General features: G+C 37.1%; 12 protein-coding genes. 4 read left to right on the top strand and 8 right to left on the bottom strand.

Annotation, left to right across the window (positions count from 1 at the left end; genetic code table 11):
* The first annotated feature begins 25 nt into the window (after nt 1–25).
* From ACFVSW_RS01640 to ACFVSW_RS01625, 4 genes are all read left to right on the top strand, one after another.
* The gene (locus ACFVSW_RS01640) at nt 26–475 is read left to right on the top strand and encodes a MarR family winged helix-turn-helix transcriptional regulator (RefSeq protein ID WP_387311437.1); all 450 of its coding nucleotides are present in this window, start codon (nt 26–28) and stop codon (nt 473–475) included.
* Nucleotides 476–589: 114 nt separating this feature from the next.
* Nucleotides 590–2,317, top strand: a complete 1,728-nt coding sequence (locus ACFVSW_RS01635) for an ABC transporter ATP-binding protein (protein ID WP_387311435.1) — start codon at nt 590–592, stop codon at nt 2,315–2,317.
* The gene (locus tag ACFVSW_RS01630) at nt 2,314–4,209 is read left to right on the top strand and encodes an ABC transporter ATP-binding protein (protein ID WP_387311433.1); all 1,896 of its coding nucleotides are present in this window, start codon (nt 2,314–2,316) and stop codon (nt 4,207–4,209) included. Before ACFVSW_RS01635 ends, ACFVSW_RS01630 begins: the two co-directional genes overlap by 4 nt.
* 219 nt (nt 4,210–4,428) lie before the next feature.
* A complete protein-coding gene (locus ACFVSW_RS01625) occupies nt 4,429–4,851 on the top strand; it encodes a PH domain-containing protein (protein WP_387311431.1) in 423 nt (140 codons plus the stop codon).
* 131 nt (nt 4,852–4,982) lie between these two features.
* Here ACFVSW_RS01625 and xerS read toward each other — a convergent pair whose 3' ends face one another.
* The 8 genes from xerS to ACFVSW_RS01585 all read right to left on the bottom strand — a co-directional run bounded on the left by xerS (nt 4,983) and on the right by ACFVSW_RS01585 (nt 15,439).
* A complete protein-coding gene (gene xerS, locus ACFVSW_RS01620) occupies nt 4,983–6,071 on the bottom strand; it encodes a tyrosine recombinase XerS (protein WP_387311429.1) in 1,089 nt (362 codons plus the stop codon).
* Nucleotides 6,072–6,602: 531 nt separating this feature from the next.
* Nucleotides 6,603–8,729, bottom strand: coding sequence for a LysM peptidoglycan-binding domain-containing protein (locus ACFVSW_RS01615; RefSeq protein ID WP_387311428.1), 2,127 nt, complete (start codon nt 8,727–8,729; stop codon nt 6,603–6,605).
* A gap of 128 nt (nt 8,730–8,857) precedes the next feature.
* A complete protein-coding gene (locus ACFVSW_RS01610; RefSeq protein ID WP_387311426.1) occupies nt 8,858–9,580 on the bottom strand; it encodes an endonuclease/exonuclease/phosphatase family protein in 723 nt (240 codons plus the stop codon).
* A gap of 118 nt (nt 9,581–9,698) precedes the next feature.
* On the bottom strand, nt 9,699–10,376 hold the full coding sequence (locus tag ACFVSW_RS01605; RefSeq protein ID WP_387311424.1) for a YkoP family protein: 678 nt from the start codon (nt 10,374–10,376) through the stop codon (nt 9,699–9,701).
* A gap of 178 nt (nt 10,377–10,554) precedes the next feature.
* Entirely contained in the window at nt 10,555–11,787 is a 1,233-nt protein-coding gene (locus tag ACFVSW_RS01600; RefSeq protein WP_387311422.1) for an MGDG synthase family glycosyltransferase, read from the bottom strand.
* A gap of 600 nt (nt 11,788–12,387) precedes the next feature.
* Entirely contained in the window at nt 12,388–12,738 is a 351-nt protein-coding gene (locus tag ACFVSW_RS01595) for a VOC family protein (protein WP_387311420.1), read from the bottom strand.
* A gap of 362 nt (nt 12,739–13,100) precedes the next feature.
* On the bottom strand, nt 13,101–14,129 hold the full coding sequence (locus ACFVSW_RS01590) for a YheC/YheD family endospore coat-associated protein (protein WP_387311660.1): 1,029 nt from the start codon (nt 14,127–14,129) through the stop codon (nt 13,101–13,103).
* Between the two features lie 95 nt (nt 14,130–14,224).
* Nucleotides 14,225–15,439, bottom strand: a complete 1,215-nt coding sequence (locus ACFVSW_RS01585; protein ID WP_387311418.1) for an ATP-grasp domain-containing protein — start codon at nt 15,437–15,439, stop codon at nt 14,225–14,227.
* Nucleotides 15,440–15,659 lie beyond the last annotated feature (220 nt).

Genomic DNA, 15,659 nt, shown 5'->3' with positions numbered 1-15,659 from the left:
ATATATGATAAATGAGGTGATAAAAGTGGCGGATATCGAAAGTGCCACAGCGCAAAAGCTGCTTAAAGCGTTCATGCAATTTAGAAAAACAGGCTGGCATGCTAAGAAGATTGGCGGATATAATCCCAGCGAATTCAAGGTGCTCGTAACGATTCAACAAGGTGCAAATGAGAAAAATAACGAGATGAAGGTCTCAGAAATTAGTCAACGCTTGCAAGTTACACCGCCGACCGTTACCCAAATCGTTAATATCCTTGAAAAGGACGGCTTAGTGGAACGTACGATTGATCCAGATGATAGACGTGCAGTAAAAATTAAACTTACGTCAGCAGGGATGGAAGCAACAGCGAGCGCAAAAAATCGGTTTACCAAAACCTTTACTGGATTAATTGATTATTTAGGTGAAGAAGACAGTGAGCGGTTAGCTGTTTTACTCGACAAAGTCCATCACTATTTTAATGAACAAGGCCGCTAACGGGATTAGGACGCGATATCGGTTCAAAAATGGAACAAACATTTTGTTCATATTCAGTTCATAACTATATTGTATTGTTTACTCATTAACAATCTAAACCGGAGTTGATGCAACTTGATAAAATTAAGCAGATTTCTAAAATCCTTTCAAATACCGATTTATTTCGTTTTAGGCCTTGTCCTACTGCAATCATTGGCTGAACTCTATTTACCAACGTTAATGGCCGATATTGTCGATAATGGTGTGGTGACAGGAGATACGAACTACATTTGGAAAATCGGCGGGTATATGCTTCTTGTAGCTGCTGGCGGGATGGTTTGTTCGATTGCTGCCAGTTTCTATTCTGCAAAAGCAGCAGCAGGGTTTGGTAAATTGTTACGTACCAAGGTTTTTTCACATGTGGGCGATTTTTCGTTACATGAATTTGATAAACTGGGAACGGCTTCATTGATTACAAGAACGACCAATGATATTACCCAAATCCAGCAGGTATTAGTCATGATGCTAAGAATGATGGCCATGGCCCCAATGATGTGTATTGGCGGAATCATTATGGCTTATTCAAAGGATTCCAAATTAACCTTAGTTCTTGCAGTGGCATTACCCGTTCTCGTCCTTGCCATCGTGATTATCGCTAAAAAAGGAATACCGCTTTTTAAAGCGATGCAAGTAAAATTGGATAATCTAAATCGTGTGTTAAGAGAAAATTTAACTGGTATTCGTGTCATTCGTTCGTTCAATCGTGTGGAGCATGAGAAAAAGCGATTCGACGCGGCAAACTGGGATTTAACGCAAACAGCGATTAAGGTAAATAAACTAATGGCAGCGATGATGCCAATTATGATGATCGTTCTAAACCTTTCTACTGTTGCAATTATTTGGTTTGGCGGGATTCGTATCAGTAATGGGCATATGCAGGTCGGCGACATGATGGCGTTTATTCAATATGCGATGCAAATCATGTTTTCGTTCATTATGCTGTCCATGATGTTCGTGATGATTCCAAGAGCATCTGTTTCTGCCGTCAGAATTAACGAAGTCATTGAGACTGTCGCAGATATTAAGAATCCGGCAAAGTCTGTTTCAGGAAAGGGTACAAGAGGGCAAGTAGAATTTAGAAATGTAACCTTTAGCTATCCTGGTGCTGAAATGCCGGCGATTTCAAATATTTCTTTTTCCATGAATCCTGGTGAAGTTACGGCTATTATTGGGGGAACCGGCTCCGGGAAATCGACCCTCATTAATTTAATCCCGCGCTTTTATGATGTGGACAGCGGGAAGGTCCTTGTTGACGGTGTCGATGTTCGTGATATGACGCAAGAGCAGCTTAGAGAAAAGATTGGTTTTGTTCCACAGCAAGCTGTTCTATTTACTGGAACGATTGCAGAAAATATCCGCTACGGAAAAGAGGATGCGACTGAAGACGAAGTGAAGCATGCAGCTGAAATCGCCCAAGCAAATGAGTTTATTTCCGATATGCCTGATGGGTTCGATGCGATGATTGCCCAAGGGGGAACGAATGTTTCGGGGGGGCAAAAACAGCGTTTATCGATTGCCCGTGCACTCGTTCGGAAGCCGGAAATTTATATATTTGATGACAGCTTTTCTGCATTGGATTTTAAAACAGATGCCAAGCTTCGTGCCGCATTAAAAGGAGAAACTGGCGATTCAACTGTATTAATCGTGGCACAGCGGGTGAGCACAATTATCGATGCAGATCAGATTCTTGTCCTAGATAATGGAGAAATCACCGGAATCGGCACACATAAGGAATTGATGGAATCGAGTGCGGTTTATCGTGAGATTGTCATGTCACAGCTGTCAGAGGAGGAAATCGCATGAGTAAAGATTCCAAAAACCAAGACCATGGACAAAATCCAGGAGCGCGAAAAGGTGGCCCCGGTGGGGGATTTGGCCCAATGGGCATGGGCATGCCTGTTCAAAAAGCCAAGGATTTTAAAGGAACATTAAAAAGACTGCTAAGCTATTTAATACCGTATAAATTACAGCTATTTGCTGTTTTAATTACAGCCATCATCAGTACGGTGTTTTCGATTGTCAGCCCGAAAATTATGGGACATGCAACAACCAAGCTGTTTGAAGGTTTGATGATGAAGCTTAAGCATGTTCCAGGAGCAAAAATAGATTTTGACTACATTGGGCAAATAATCATTATGCTAATTGGACTTTATATTATTAGTGCGATATTTGCATATTTACAAGGGTATATTATGGCGGGAGTGGCGCAAAAGACGGTCTACAATTTGCGTAAAGAAGTCGAGGAAAAACTCAACCGGCTGCCACTAAAATACTTTGATTCGCGTACACATGGTGAAATTCTCAGCCGTGCTGTCAATGATGTTGATAACATCAGTACTACCTTGCAACAAAGCTTAACCCAGCTGATAACATCAGTTGTTACGATCATTGGTGTTATTGTCATGATGCTATCGATTAGTCCCTTGATGACACTTATTGTCATCTTGACACTGCCACTTAGCGGTGTAGCGATTGCAAAAATCGCTAAGAAGTCGCAACAGTTTTTTAAAGGACAGCAAAAATCACTTGGCCAGCTAAACGGGCATGTCGAAGAAATGTATACGGGTCATAAGGTCATCAAAGTATTCGGTCATGAGAAAAAATCACTTGAACAATTCGAGGAAATCAACGAAAAGTTATACCAATCAGGCTGGAAGGCCCAATTCGTTTCTGGGATGATTATGCCATTAATGTCGTTTATTAATAATATTGGCTATGTCCTTATCTCAGTTGTTGGCGGTATATTAGTGACAACAAACGCGATTAAAATTGGTGATATTCAGGCCTTTATCCAATATGCAAGGCAATTTTCTCAACCAATTGCACAAACAGCATCCATTGCAAACGTCATTCAATCAACGATTGCAAGTGCGGAACGTGTATTTGAAATTTTAGATGAAACCGAAGAGGTCCCAGAAGCGGTTGCGGCTGAAGTGATTACTGAGCCTAAGGGGGAAGTAGCGTTTAACCATGTATCCTTTGGTTATGAAGAACATGAACCTTTAATCGATGACATGAACATCGCTGTAAAACAAGGTCAGCGGGTTGCCATCGTTGGACCAACAGGTGCCGGGAAAACAACACTGATAAACTTATTAATGCGTTTCTATGAAATTGATTCTGGTAAAATACTAATTGATGGAATCGATACTCGGGAATTGAAAAGGGAGCATCTAAGATCTTTGTTCGGGATGGTGCTTCAAGATACCTGGCTCTTTAATAGTACCATTCGAGATAATATTGCTTATGGAAGAGAAGGGGCAACGGAAGAGGAAATTGTGGCAGCAGCACGCGCGGCCAATGCTGACCATTTTATTCGCACACTCCCTGAAGGCTATGATACGATTTTGAACGAGGAAGCTTCAAATATTTCACAAGGACAAAAGCAATTATTAACGATTGCGCGGGCGATTCTAGCTAATCCGGCCATCTTAATTCTTGATGAAGCGACCAGCAGTGTCGATACTCGTACCGAAGTTCAGATTCAAAAGGCAATGGATCACTTAATGAAGGGGCGTACTAGTTTTGTAATTGCCCACCGGCTGTCAACGATTCGTGATGCCGATCTCATCCTGGTGATGAATCATGGCAGCGTGATTGAAAAAGGAACTCATCAGGAATTGTTAGAAAAAGACGGTTTCTATGCTGATTTGTATAATAGTCAGTTTACCAGTAATCAGAGAAATGCAGGATAATAGACAGCGCTTATAGGGCCATCGGCTCCATAAGCGCTTTTTTTTAGGCTGTTTTCGTAAACTTGCAACTAACTCATAAAAATTACTAGATTTTGTTGTAAAATTAAGCCTAATAAATGGCATTTTAAGTTTTGGGAACTTTTACATGGGTAATTCGTAAATACAACTATTAAAAGGGATTTCTTTCTTAAAATTAATTGATTCAGGGTGGTGAAGGCAATGAGATTTTACTCAAAAAAAGGAATCATCACTGGGGTTATATTATGGGGGACGGTTATCTTTTTAATTGGTTCTATTCTATTCCTGCCTGGCGGACCAGAAGGGAAGGGGGAAACCATTATTGCAGTTCTTGTAAGCGGATTAACCAGTGCATTTATCAGTTGGATTTGGTTTGGGACTTATTATGAAATAAATGGTAGTCAATTAAAGGTAGTCGGAGGACCGTTTCGGTGGAAAATTGACATTATGACGATAACAAGTATTAGAAAAACGAGAAATCCGTTATCAAGTCCAGCATTGTCATTGAACCGTTTAGAAGTACAATATGGGAAGTGGACTACGATTTTGATTTCTCCTAAAAACAAGAAACAATTTTGTGCGGAATTAAGCAAAATAAATTCAACAATAGATCTTTATTTATAAATTTTATTCCGTCTCACTATCTTAAGTATACTTAGTGGATGAGACAGAATTGATTTTTGTAACCATAATAACATTATGTAAACTGATGAAAATGAAAAAGTAATGCTGCCATTAGTGGCAGCATTACTAATTTATTCGACTTGTTCTTTTGGCATATCCATCTTATCAACGGCAATTTTTAAATCATCATTTTTAATGTGAGTATAAATCATTGTTGTTTGGATTGATGAATGGCCTAATTGGCGTCTTAATTTTGGCACATCATTGATTTCTGCATGGTATCTGGTAGCAAATGAATGTCGCAGCTTATGTACCGATAATGATGGTTTCCCAAATGCCGTAGCATATTTTTCAATGAGTTTCTCAACAGATCTAGCCGTAAGCCTGCGTGATTTTCCTTTTGGACCGATTGGCGCAGAAATGAATAATGCCTTATTATTCTTATCTACTTGGTACTTAGCGGTCCTAAGAGATAGGTATTCTTGCAGATCAGCCATTGCAACCTGACTAAAATAAACGAATTGTTCTTTATTTCCTTTTCTAATGACGCGGACACAATACTTGCTAAAATCAAGATCATCTAAATCAATGCCCACTAACTCCGAAAGACGCAGCCCTGATCCTAAGATTAACGAGACAATGGCAGTATCACGTTCTTTGTTTAATTGATAAAAATTAGATAGTTTCTTATTATCTTTGTTCAATTCTCCGTAATCATTGGCTACAAACAAGCGAAACTTCTCATATTCATCCCCAAGTAAAATCTTGCCTTCCATCTTATTCGCTTTCGTTTCCATACTGTCTTTGACTTCATTAAATTCTATTTTCGCCATTACATTTCGATGGATATACGGCTTTAAATCAGGTGTTTCAGCAATGTTTTGCAGGTAATTGAACAGCGATTTTAACGCAGATAACTTCCGATTTACGGTTAATTCTTTATTATTTAATTCATAGTGAAGAAAGTTTAAAAAACCTTCGACTTCAAGCACGGTTAGTTGCTCCAATCGCTCTAAGGGGATTTCCTTAACGCTGCACGTCGTTAATCGCTCACTAACCATCCAATTGAAAAAAATTTTATAATCATGACAATAATTAAACAGCGACGCGGTAGAAAGTTTTCTTAGCTTATGATTGATGTATTCATCCACATACCACGGTAATTCATTAAGTAAGTTCTGCAATTTTTTAAAATTTTGCTGTTTCATTTGATTTACCATAAAATCACCTCACTACTATAGTTTACCTCGGGCACATAATTACGTCAAATTTATATTTTACGTAATTATGTTTTAAAGAATTTATCACGTATTCCCCCCCTTTTTGTAAAAGGACAAAAAAGTTTGTACTACGCCCTTTTGTAATTCATAAGACAAAAAAGTTTGTACAAACTTAGACAAGAAACTTTGTACAAAAAACTTTAATCCCGAATAATTTAAATAATTAATCTAAGTTGCAATTTTGTATGAATCAGTTATTAACCGAATAATCCCAATATGGCAGCTGGCTCTTTTCTCTTCCTCTTCTTGACCTATTTTTACTGGTATCTCGGTCATACCACTTAATGGTTTTATTTTTACGAACAGGAAAAGGTATGACAATAGAGCTTTGATCGTACGAAAGAAGAAAATCATAAAAAAATGCCCTTGGAGAAGGCAGTCTCTCCAGGGCGTTTACGTAACCTACATGCAAATGTAATTATACCAATATCCATCCATCATTAGATGAGCATTGTCCTCTTGATCCGATGTTTAGCGTGGAATCGTCAGCTTCTGACCGATTTCCAGATATTTAGCCGGATCAAGATTGTTAGCTTTCGTGATGGCATCGACTGTGGTGCCATATTTTTGGGCAATTTTCCAGAGAGTGTCACCAGACTGAACTATATGAATAACCAGATCAGTACCAGGTGTGGAATCACTGATTGTCAGTTTTTGACCTATATACAGCGGTTTGTTAGGATCGAGCTTATTAAGATCGACAATAGTTTGAATGGTTGTTCCATACTTTTGAGCTATTTTCCATAGTGTATCTCCAGACTGAACTGTGTGAACCACCGCTGGAGTTGTTTCTGCTGCCTTGCCCGGAATCATTAGCTTTTGTCCGATATTCAGAGGCTTATTGATATCCAGTTGGTTTGCATCAACGATTTCTTGTATCGTTGTTCCATACTTTTGAGCGATTTTCCAGAGGGTGTCCCCGGATTGAACAGTATGGACGATTGAGTTATTTACAGGTGGAACAACAGGCTGAGGAATAGAGCGTGTGAATAGTTCTGATTTCAAAACCCAACCATTGTATTCCAAGCTGTTTTGCCAGAAGCTGACCTGATACCAATCTCCAGATTCATCGAGAATGGTCACTTTCGTTTCTGCTGGGATTATTGACATCTGTCCTGCATTTAGGCTTGCCGCTTTTTTCACAGTTGTTTCCTTAATGGTTGTACCGAAAATATCACCAACCATCGTCCGCTTGGCAGGGTCTTCTAGCCACTGTTCATTTCCGGCAAGATCTTTTAATTGAAAAACAAATGTATAAAAACCAGTTGAAACTTCAACTCCGCTTTGATCCTTCCCATCCCAATTTTTATAATTCCATCCTTGATTTAATAGACCGTAATCTAATACACGGACAACTTTTCCTGATTCATTCTTCACATGGACTTTCACATATGCATCCTTACTTAGGTTGAAAGACAATGACGCAGCTTGACTTCCTTCATAAGGTGAAAAACGTTTAGATACTGTATCAAGAAAGGCATTCGGTTTGATTGTATCTGTTGCAGGCATATAAACATAAAGATTTCCATAGCCACTTGTTAAAAGGAAGTTTTCCGTTGCCATTACAGGTTGGTGAGGTAAACCTGGTATGATTAGTTCGCGAACAAGTGAACCAGTATTGACGTCATACCATTTAACTTTTCCGTTATTTTCAATCAAGACATAGTTTTGAGTAACAACGATTGGCCCTGATGAAGTATTAACTAAACGTGCACCGTCAACCCGATCTGCATAAAGCGTTTTCCATCGAAGTACCCTTGTTTCTTTGTCATAAGCGTATAGGTAGCCATCATTTGCTTTAGCAAAAACAGTATTTGCATTAACTTCGAACATAAAGTTTGTTGTTACAGCAGTTTTGCCTAATACTGTTCCTTTATTTGCATCATAGACATAAAGATCAGCGTACCAGTTAGTGTAGATTTTTCCATCCTTTATGACAAGCTTTGTAGAATAATAGTCTACAGTATTTGTAGTCCATAACACTTGAGATGTAGCCGTATCAAGCGCATACATTTTTCTTACCATATCAATCTGATTATCTGTTACAAAATAAAGCTTTCCATTACCTACAGCAATGTTACTTTGAATGCCTTCACGCTGTGAAACTGAAAAGGTCCACTTTTGAATACCTGTAGTCAAGTTCACCGCTACGATGTTTTTATTGCTTACAAAATAAAGATTGCTGCTATCTGAGGAAAAAGAATAGCCACTGTAATTTAAAGTCCATTGCAATGCTGCTTCTTTACCTATATCCTTGATGGCAAATGTTTTGTTCGCGGTACTAAAAACAATTAGTCCATTCTGTAAAGTGATTTGACGAATTTCCTCTCCATCACTTGTTGAAAACTTCCATTTAATCGATTTGGTCTCTGCATCCAAGGCTGTAATCATGGTAGCTTGTTTATCTGGTATATAAATGGTATTTTTATCTACAGCAGTCCTCAAATAGTTGCCATTACTTACGGTATCTGTAGTAATTGTCTGCTTTAAGTCAACATTTACCTGTAGATTGCTTTCTGCTAGGGATATAGTTGGACCAATTAAAAATAAACCAAAAAGGAAAAAACCAATTAAGACCATAAAACTCCTTTTTGACACTAATGATTACCTTCCTTTCATATATAAAAATAGTTATTTCAAACATATTATACAAGCAGACTAAATTAATAGATAATGGGAAGTAAAGGTAAAAATACAAGGCGAACAGTGACGGGCACTGTTCGCTGCTAATAAAGAGAAAGTGTCGCTTTTAACGGCAAATGGTCGGAGGCTTTTGATAAAATTTTTACAAGTTCTACGTCAACAACTCGAACATCTTGGCTCACAAAAAGATAGTCCAATCTAATTCTTGGCTTCTTTGATGGATAAGTAAATCCTGTCCCGCTGCCTGCAAGATTCCAAACGTCTTGAAACTTTTTCGTTATATTGCACCATTTATTTGATCCCGGTCTCATATTCCAATCACCCATAATAATCATAGGATGTGAACACTTGTCAAGCTGATGGATGATAAAGTTCGCTTGCTTTCGATGAAGAAATGAATTTAAACTTAAATGAGTAACATAAAATCGAACTATCTTTCCATTTATTTGAATGGACGCTTCTAGTAGGGACCTTGGTTCGGCAAGGCCTGGTTTTAAATGAAATAAATGACTCTTTTTAGTAATAATCGGATATCGAGACAGAAGAGCATTTCCATATTCCCGAACGTTCGCCTGGTTCTTGAACGAGATGGACGGACTAAAACATTGATACATGTTTAATTGCTTTGCAAGCAGACTAATCTGATCTTCATAGTCACTTCGCCTAGAAAAATTCCTATCCACTTCGTTTAGACCAATGATATCTGCCTTACTTTTTTCAATTATATTCGCAATTCGATGAAGATCCGTTTGTTTATCGAGCCCTTTACCATGGTGAATGTTATAGGTCATAACCTTAATATCCAAAATATCCTCACCTCAAAATCGAAAATCGTTTACTCGCAATGAAGTGAAACTCAATCAGTGGGGGCGATTCATCCCCCTCTTACTCCCGGCTTATGCGGGATAAACAATCTAAAGATTTTCAGGTGGGATATCTTCGCATAAGTTCCTTTGTCGACATGACCATCATCTTAGGCACAAGATGTTCCACTTTGTTTTGTAACCTATCTTTTCCTTGAGGATGAACGACAGACATTAATAAGCGCAAATATATTTTGGTAAAGAAGGAGAATGGTCCCCTAGGCAAGTTATTAACGGTAAACCCGAATTGTTTTGTTCCACGATGGATCATAGAAATCCCGTATAGGGCCTTAATCTTTTCATAATTTGGATGGTTTAAAATGATGGGCAGAGTCTTCGGTAATAATTGTTCCGTTGCTCGAATCAGTTGAATGGCTAATTGAATAGAAGAACGTGAATGGATTCCCATGTTATAAAGCACTTCATTATTAAAATGTAGTTCCAGTACACGGTCTCCTTTTTGAATTCTCTCTCCGTCTGGCAATCGAACTGTTTTACCCCAATAAGTACGTATTCTTACGTTTAAGAATGGATGATTTTCATCAATGGGATGGATATGAAATAACCAATTAAACACTCTTTCCCATCTGAGCCATAGAGAAACCATTACTTTCTTTTTCCAGGTTACTTCTGATGCTAATTCTTGTTTTCCTAATGGAGGCATCTGGTCTATACGTACACATGTATAGCCTCGATTAAAGAACAGAATGATCAAAGTCCAAAATATGGCTTCCTCCATGTTACATTCTCCTTTTCCGTTTCACTTTTTCGCCTGGTAGAAGCCAAAAAATCTAGGACAATGCCGACAAATAACAAAGACTTACTCAAACGGTCATGGGATAATTGAACCAATCTATCGATCTCATCTTCATTAAAACATTTTGTAACACGCAATACTTAGTGATTCCCTACCATATCTAGCCAAAGGAATTTGTACTTTTAAGCCTTGGCTCACCTTTTTCAACTTCCATATCTGGTGTGAAAATCAAGGATAGGCTTTGTTGTTTCGTTCGAACAATCACATCAAGAGCACCAAAATTCGTTCCTTTCATATGAAATCGTTTAACGTTCTCTTTCATACCTATTAGGAACTTTGGAGTATATAATAGATGGAAGAGCTTTTTCCTTAAGTCAGCAAGATTTTCAGCCTGCATGGCCACACCCGCTTGCACTAAAAATTGAGCATTATCTTGTTCTTGCCCCGGAAGTGGGTTATAAAGCAACATTGGTAATTTAATCGCCATTGCTTCCGAAATCGTTATTCCTCCAGGTTTGGTAATGATGAAATCTGAAATTGCCATGAGCTCATGAACATAGTCAATATATCCTGTCAAATGTATGCGATGTTTTGAGTCCTTTAATTCTTCTTTTAACTGATGTCGTAATTTATCATTGTGACCACATACAATGATAAGTTGTATGGGTTGAGGTAATGCATCCAGCTCGCGAAAGGTGGATAAACCATCGCGAATCATGCCGTGTCCCCCGCCCATCACCATGATCGTAGGTAAGTCAAAATCCAGTCCATATTTTACAGATAGATCTTTACGAGAATGATGCTCGTAAAATTTTGATTTGATTGGGATTCCTGTATCAGCAATTTTAGAATCTGCAATTCCTTGGCGGTTTAAAGCATGACGAACCAGGCTTGAACCAACGATATATTGGTCCGTAAAGGGGTGAATCCAATAACTATGATCGGTATAATCTGTGATAATGGTCACGGCGGGAATATTGGTTAACCCACACTCTTTTAACTTGGACATGACACTTGCCGCAAACGGAAAGGTACTGACAACAACAGATGGCTGGACTTCCTGTAACAATTTCAGCATTCGTCCCATTCCAGTGGAAAGTAATGAGTTTAACTTGATTGAAAAAGGATTCACCCTCCGTGTTTTTTGATAAAAATAGCCATATAAGCTAGGGAAGTTTTTAATTCCTTTCAGGTACACATAGCGGCTAATGGGGTAAAAATAAGAATGAGCCACTGCCATAAAGTCCACAATAACTGGTTCTGCATCTGGCAGGCGCGACTGCACCGCCTCTCGGATCGCGTAGGCAACTTGTTGATGTCCATCTCCAAAAGCACTAGAAAGAATAAGAATTTTATCTTTTTTTTCGGATTTATTTTTATCACCTCTCCGCATCGCCTATTCACCCCCTTTTAAAGAAGCATTCCGAGTTCATTTTGTTCACCACTTGAGCTACTACTCTTTACTATTTAATTCAACATACAATAGTATCCACAAAATACAAGAAATTATGAGGATACAACGACTGAAAATCGAACTGACCAAGGGACCATGTGCAAGCGCCTTGATCAGCCTCAAACCAACCTATGAAGTCAGTAATTTGAATTCATAGGTTGCTCAATTTTGACCTCAAGGAGCTAGCTGCTTGCTCTAGTTGGGGTAGCGTTAGAATTGGAATTTTACAACGTTAAGGATATTCCAATATTAAAAAGCCCAATTCCTCAGTATCAAAATAGAGAAATTGGGCTTTTTTCGTTCCTTCATTAAAGCGCCCGAATATTGTTCATTAACTTTTGTCAATAACTTAAATAAATAAAAGTGTCACCAATAAAGATGACACTAATAATTTTTACTCTTATTTAAGGGCGTACCGAAAGATAGGGTTCATTGAATAAAACACCATTATGGAACTAGATAAAGAAGGTCAACCTTAGTGAAATGCGTAATATCTTCTAATCAATTAGCCAATACTTGAATAAAGCTGTAATTTCTAGATTATCTCTCCCATATTTCAATCCATCTTCCTTCTGGATCCGAAATCCAAATAAATGTTCCATACTCGCTTTTTTCAGGTTGTTTTAAAAGTGGTATGCCAATTTTATTGAAATGTTCCATCCAAGCTTCGATATTTTCTACTTGAAAATTTAGCATCACCGATTGTTCTTCAGGAAAATAATTACTATCTTCTTTAAACAAAGAAAAGATTGTTTCGTTGTCAGCATCTGGCTTGATGATAGCACCATTCCACTCTCCCATCGATAAACCTAGAGTATCTTTATACCAATTTTTTAATGAAACAACATCTTTTGTTCTCCAAAAAATCCCACCGAAACCTTTAACCTTCATTTTCATAACCTCCAATTAGATAGATATAAAATAATTTACTTATAAAATGATCTAGATAGCGACTTCCCTTCTCCCGCTAACCAGACCGCTAGTACAATAAGTTCTACAAAAAGTGCGTTATTCCTTCTTAATTAATTTTAGCTAGTAATAAAATGTTAACTTTCTGTTACTGTGCTGCAGTTGATGTTGAGAATCTGAAAGTATAATCAAATTGTTAGAGCAGTAATAGATTCGAATGAAGAGTTAAAACATAGGATCATTTCTCTGGATGTGCTTTTAATAGGTAGGTAAGCACTTTTAAGGTGCTTGCCTCTTTCTTTTCACTGCCCATTTTGTGTAATAAACGATGGAAAGTTTTCGATTTAATGTTTATTTCTATCAGCTAAATATTTAGCATACTGAATCGTATTTTTAGCTACATCTAATTCAACATTATATATATTAGGTGGACCGGGTCTCCAATTTACTTCAAAAAGCCAAAGTTTTTGGTTTTCATCAATTCCGACGTCAATTCCTAATTCATCCAATTCATTGTCATATAAAGAATCAAAATGATTTGAAAACCTTATCGCAAACTGTTCAAGATACCTTTGAATATCATACCATGAGTCACCAAACTCTGTTTTCAAAAAAATATCCAGGAAAGTACTATAACCACCACTACCCATGTTAGATGTGATGGTCCCCAACCTCCCTATCCTTGGATAAATAGAAGTAATAACCCATTTTCCTTCTCCATTTTTTTGTACATGCAATCGGAAATCAAAAACATGACCAGATTTTGTTTGACTTGTAATAAACTGTTGAACTAAGTAATCTTGTTCTTGTATTTTATGGGATATCAATTCTAACAATTGATTTTCATTAATAGATGATATTAATTTTGCATCATTAATTTTGTAATGATTTAATCCATATTTTTCAATTAAAACAACGCCCCCTCCTTGATGTCCAGACATTGGTTTGATTATAACTTTTTTATAAAGTTTGATCATGTTAATAAAAATCTGAACGTCACTTAATTTATAAAAAGGAATAAGATATTGTTTAAATTTTTTTGCCTTATTAATTCTGTTATATACAGTTAATTTGTTTCCAATAGAATGACTTGTAAACGGAATCCTATCGAACAAATAATCAAAGATTTGTTCAGCTTTATCACCTACAGAATAACTCGCATTATAAATGACATCAGGAAAAGGAAATTCCTTTTCAATCCACTGTCCATTTTCATAGACTTTCCCTAAAATTTTTTGCTGTTTTATATTTACCTTCCCTAGGGTAAAGTAAAAAAAGTTTACACCTTCAGCTTTTGCTACAGCTGCATAAGCATATGCTTTCTTTACATTATTTGGATCTTTGCGATGATGAAGCATGCCAATTAGCGTCATTATACTTCTTTCCCACCTCTCCCAATTCTTTTCCTTATATTTATGTTCAATCATTAAAAGTTCACGATTAACAAACAATTTATCACTCCAAATTTTTAAATTGGGTCAAGGTAGAAACGTATCTTGCTAGCTGCATTCCTGGCAAATCTTTCGGCTTCTTCTTTAACATCTGAGGATGCCAAAATGTATCCGCAACGATCTCCCATTGATAAAGGCGGGCGTAATATCTGTCCTTGTTGGGGTTTTATATACACCTCTTCAACACCGGGATATTGAGAGATGCGATTTTTCCCCGTTACCTTAATTAATTTTCCTCTAGAATCAACAGTTAAATAATGTGCGTATACATACTTACTGTGTTTTCTAGTAAGGTAAGGCTCATTTCCTAACATTAATTGAATGGTTTCCTCTACTAAATTAATTCCAAATCCGACTTCAATGATTCGATTCATCGCTCCACCTGAGATTCTCGGGTTAATTTCAATTAATTTCCACGCTCCATTTACAAAGCGCATTTCTAAGTGACAAGCCCCATTTTTCATTTGAAAAGCCTTTAAGATGGAACTTACTGTCTCGAGGATACTATTGTATAAACGTTGATTGATATCTGGTAGTAAACAATATCCGGTTACGATAAATCGTTGTAAAAAAGTAATTTGTTGTTCGATTATCGCGACAATATGAACTTTTCCATTGTGTACTAAAACTTCGATTAAATATTGGGGTCCTGTTAGATACTCCTCCAGCAAAATCTGTTCACTTTTTTTTAGTAATTTTTGTATTGCCAGTTTCAACTGATTCTCGCTTTTTGCCAACAGAACATCTTTTGAGCCGGCAGATAAGGGAGCCTTTACAATAAGAGGTAAATATTTTCTTTGTTTCTGAATAAATTTCTCTAAGGATTCATCTGCTGTGTAAATTGCATAATGAGGAGACATTGGGAGGTCTTTGAGAAGCTCGCGAGTTAAAACTTTATTTTCCATTTTTAGAATTGGATCAGCAGAAACTCCTTTGTGACAAAATTCTTCTGATAAGGCTGCTGCTACATGAACAAAAGGATCTACAAAACTCAAAATGCCTTTTATTTGTTTACCTTGTTTTTGCAGTTTGACGAGGATTTTTTTTAATTTATCGTAATCGGATAATTCCACTAAAATCATTTGATGGACATCGGGAAATTCTGTTCTTTGATAAATGAAATTTTTTCTATTGGTTAATAACACCGTAAAATAGCCGAGTCGTTCTGCAGCTTTTATTGCTTCTCTACTTGATCCAGCTTTGTTTGTTTCAACAAATACAATAGTTCGCATAAGCTTTGTCATCCTATCTTTGATAGTTTTTATGTAAGGTTTAGCTTTAACGGCTTTGTTTAAGTGAAAAAACACACAGCTTACCTTTTTAATATATTGTCTTAAGACAAGAATGGTCTGGACAATCGTCATAATTCTTAAGAAGAAAATTTAAAAATTTGTAAAAATGAAAAGAGCGTCTGCAATATAAGCAAAACGCTCTTCAAAAGTATTATAAATG

This window comes from Neobacillus sp. NPDC058068 (assembly GCF_042885335.1).
Classification (GTDB): Bacteria; Bacillota; Bacilli; order Bacillales; family Cytobacillaceae; genus Neobacillus.
Note: the sequence above shows the minus strand (reverse complement) of the source record. Positions and strands in the feature narration are given on the sequence as shown.

Coding starts and splice junctions, on each gene's coding strand:
- ACFVSW_RS01605 (WP_387311424.1), bottom strand. CDS start 10,376: ATGGAGGAAGCCATATTTTGGACTTTGATCATTCTGTTCTTTAATCGA.
- ACFVSW_RS01630 (WP_387311433.1), top strand. CDS start 2,314: ATGAGTAAAGATTCCAAAAACCAAGACCATGGACAAAATCCAGGAGCG.
- xerS (WP_387311429.1), bottom strand. CDS start 6,071: ATGGTAAATCAAATGAAACAGCAAAATTTTAAAAAATTGCAGAACTTA.
- ACFVSW_RS01625 (WP_387311431.1), top strand. CDS start 4,429: ATGAGATTTTACTCAAAAAAAGGAATCATCACTGGGGTTATATTATGG.
- ACFVSW_RS01585 (WP_387311418.1), bottom strand. CDS start 15,439: ATGCGAACTATTGTATTTGTTGAAACAAACAAAGCTGGATCAAGTAGA.
- ACFVSW_RS01600 (WP_387311422.1), bottom strand. CDS start 11,787: ATGCGGAGAGGTGATAAAAATAAATCCGAAAAAAAAGATAAAATTCTT.
- ACFVSW_RS01590 (WP_387311660.1), bottom strand. CDS start 14,129: ATGACGCTAATTGGCATGCTTCATCATCGCAAAGATCCAAATAATGTA.
- ACFVSW_RS01595 (WP_387311420.1), bottom strand. CDS start 12,738: ATGAAGGTTAAAGGTTTCGGTGGGATTTTTTGGAGAACAAAAGATGTT.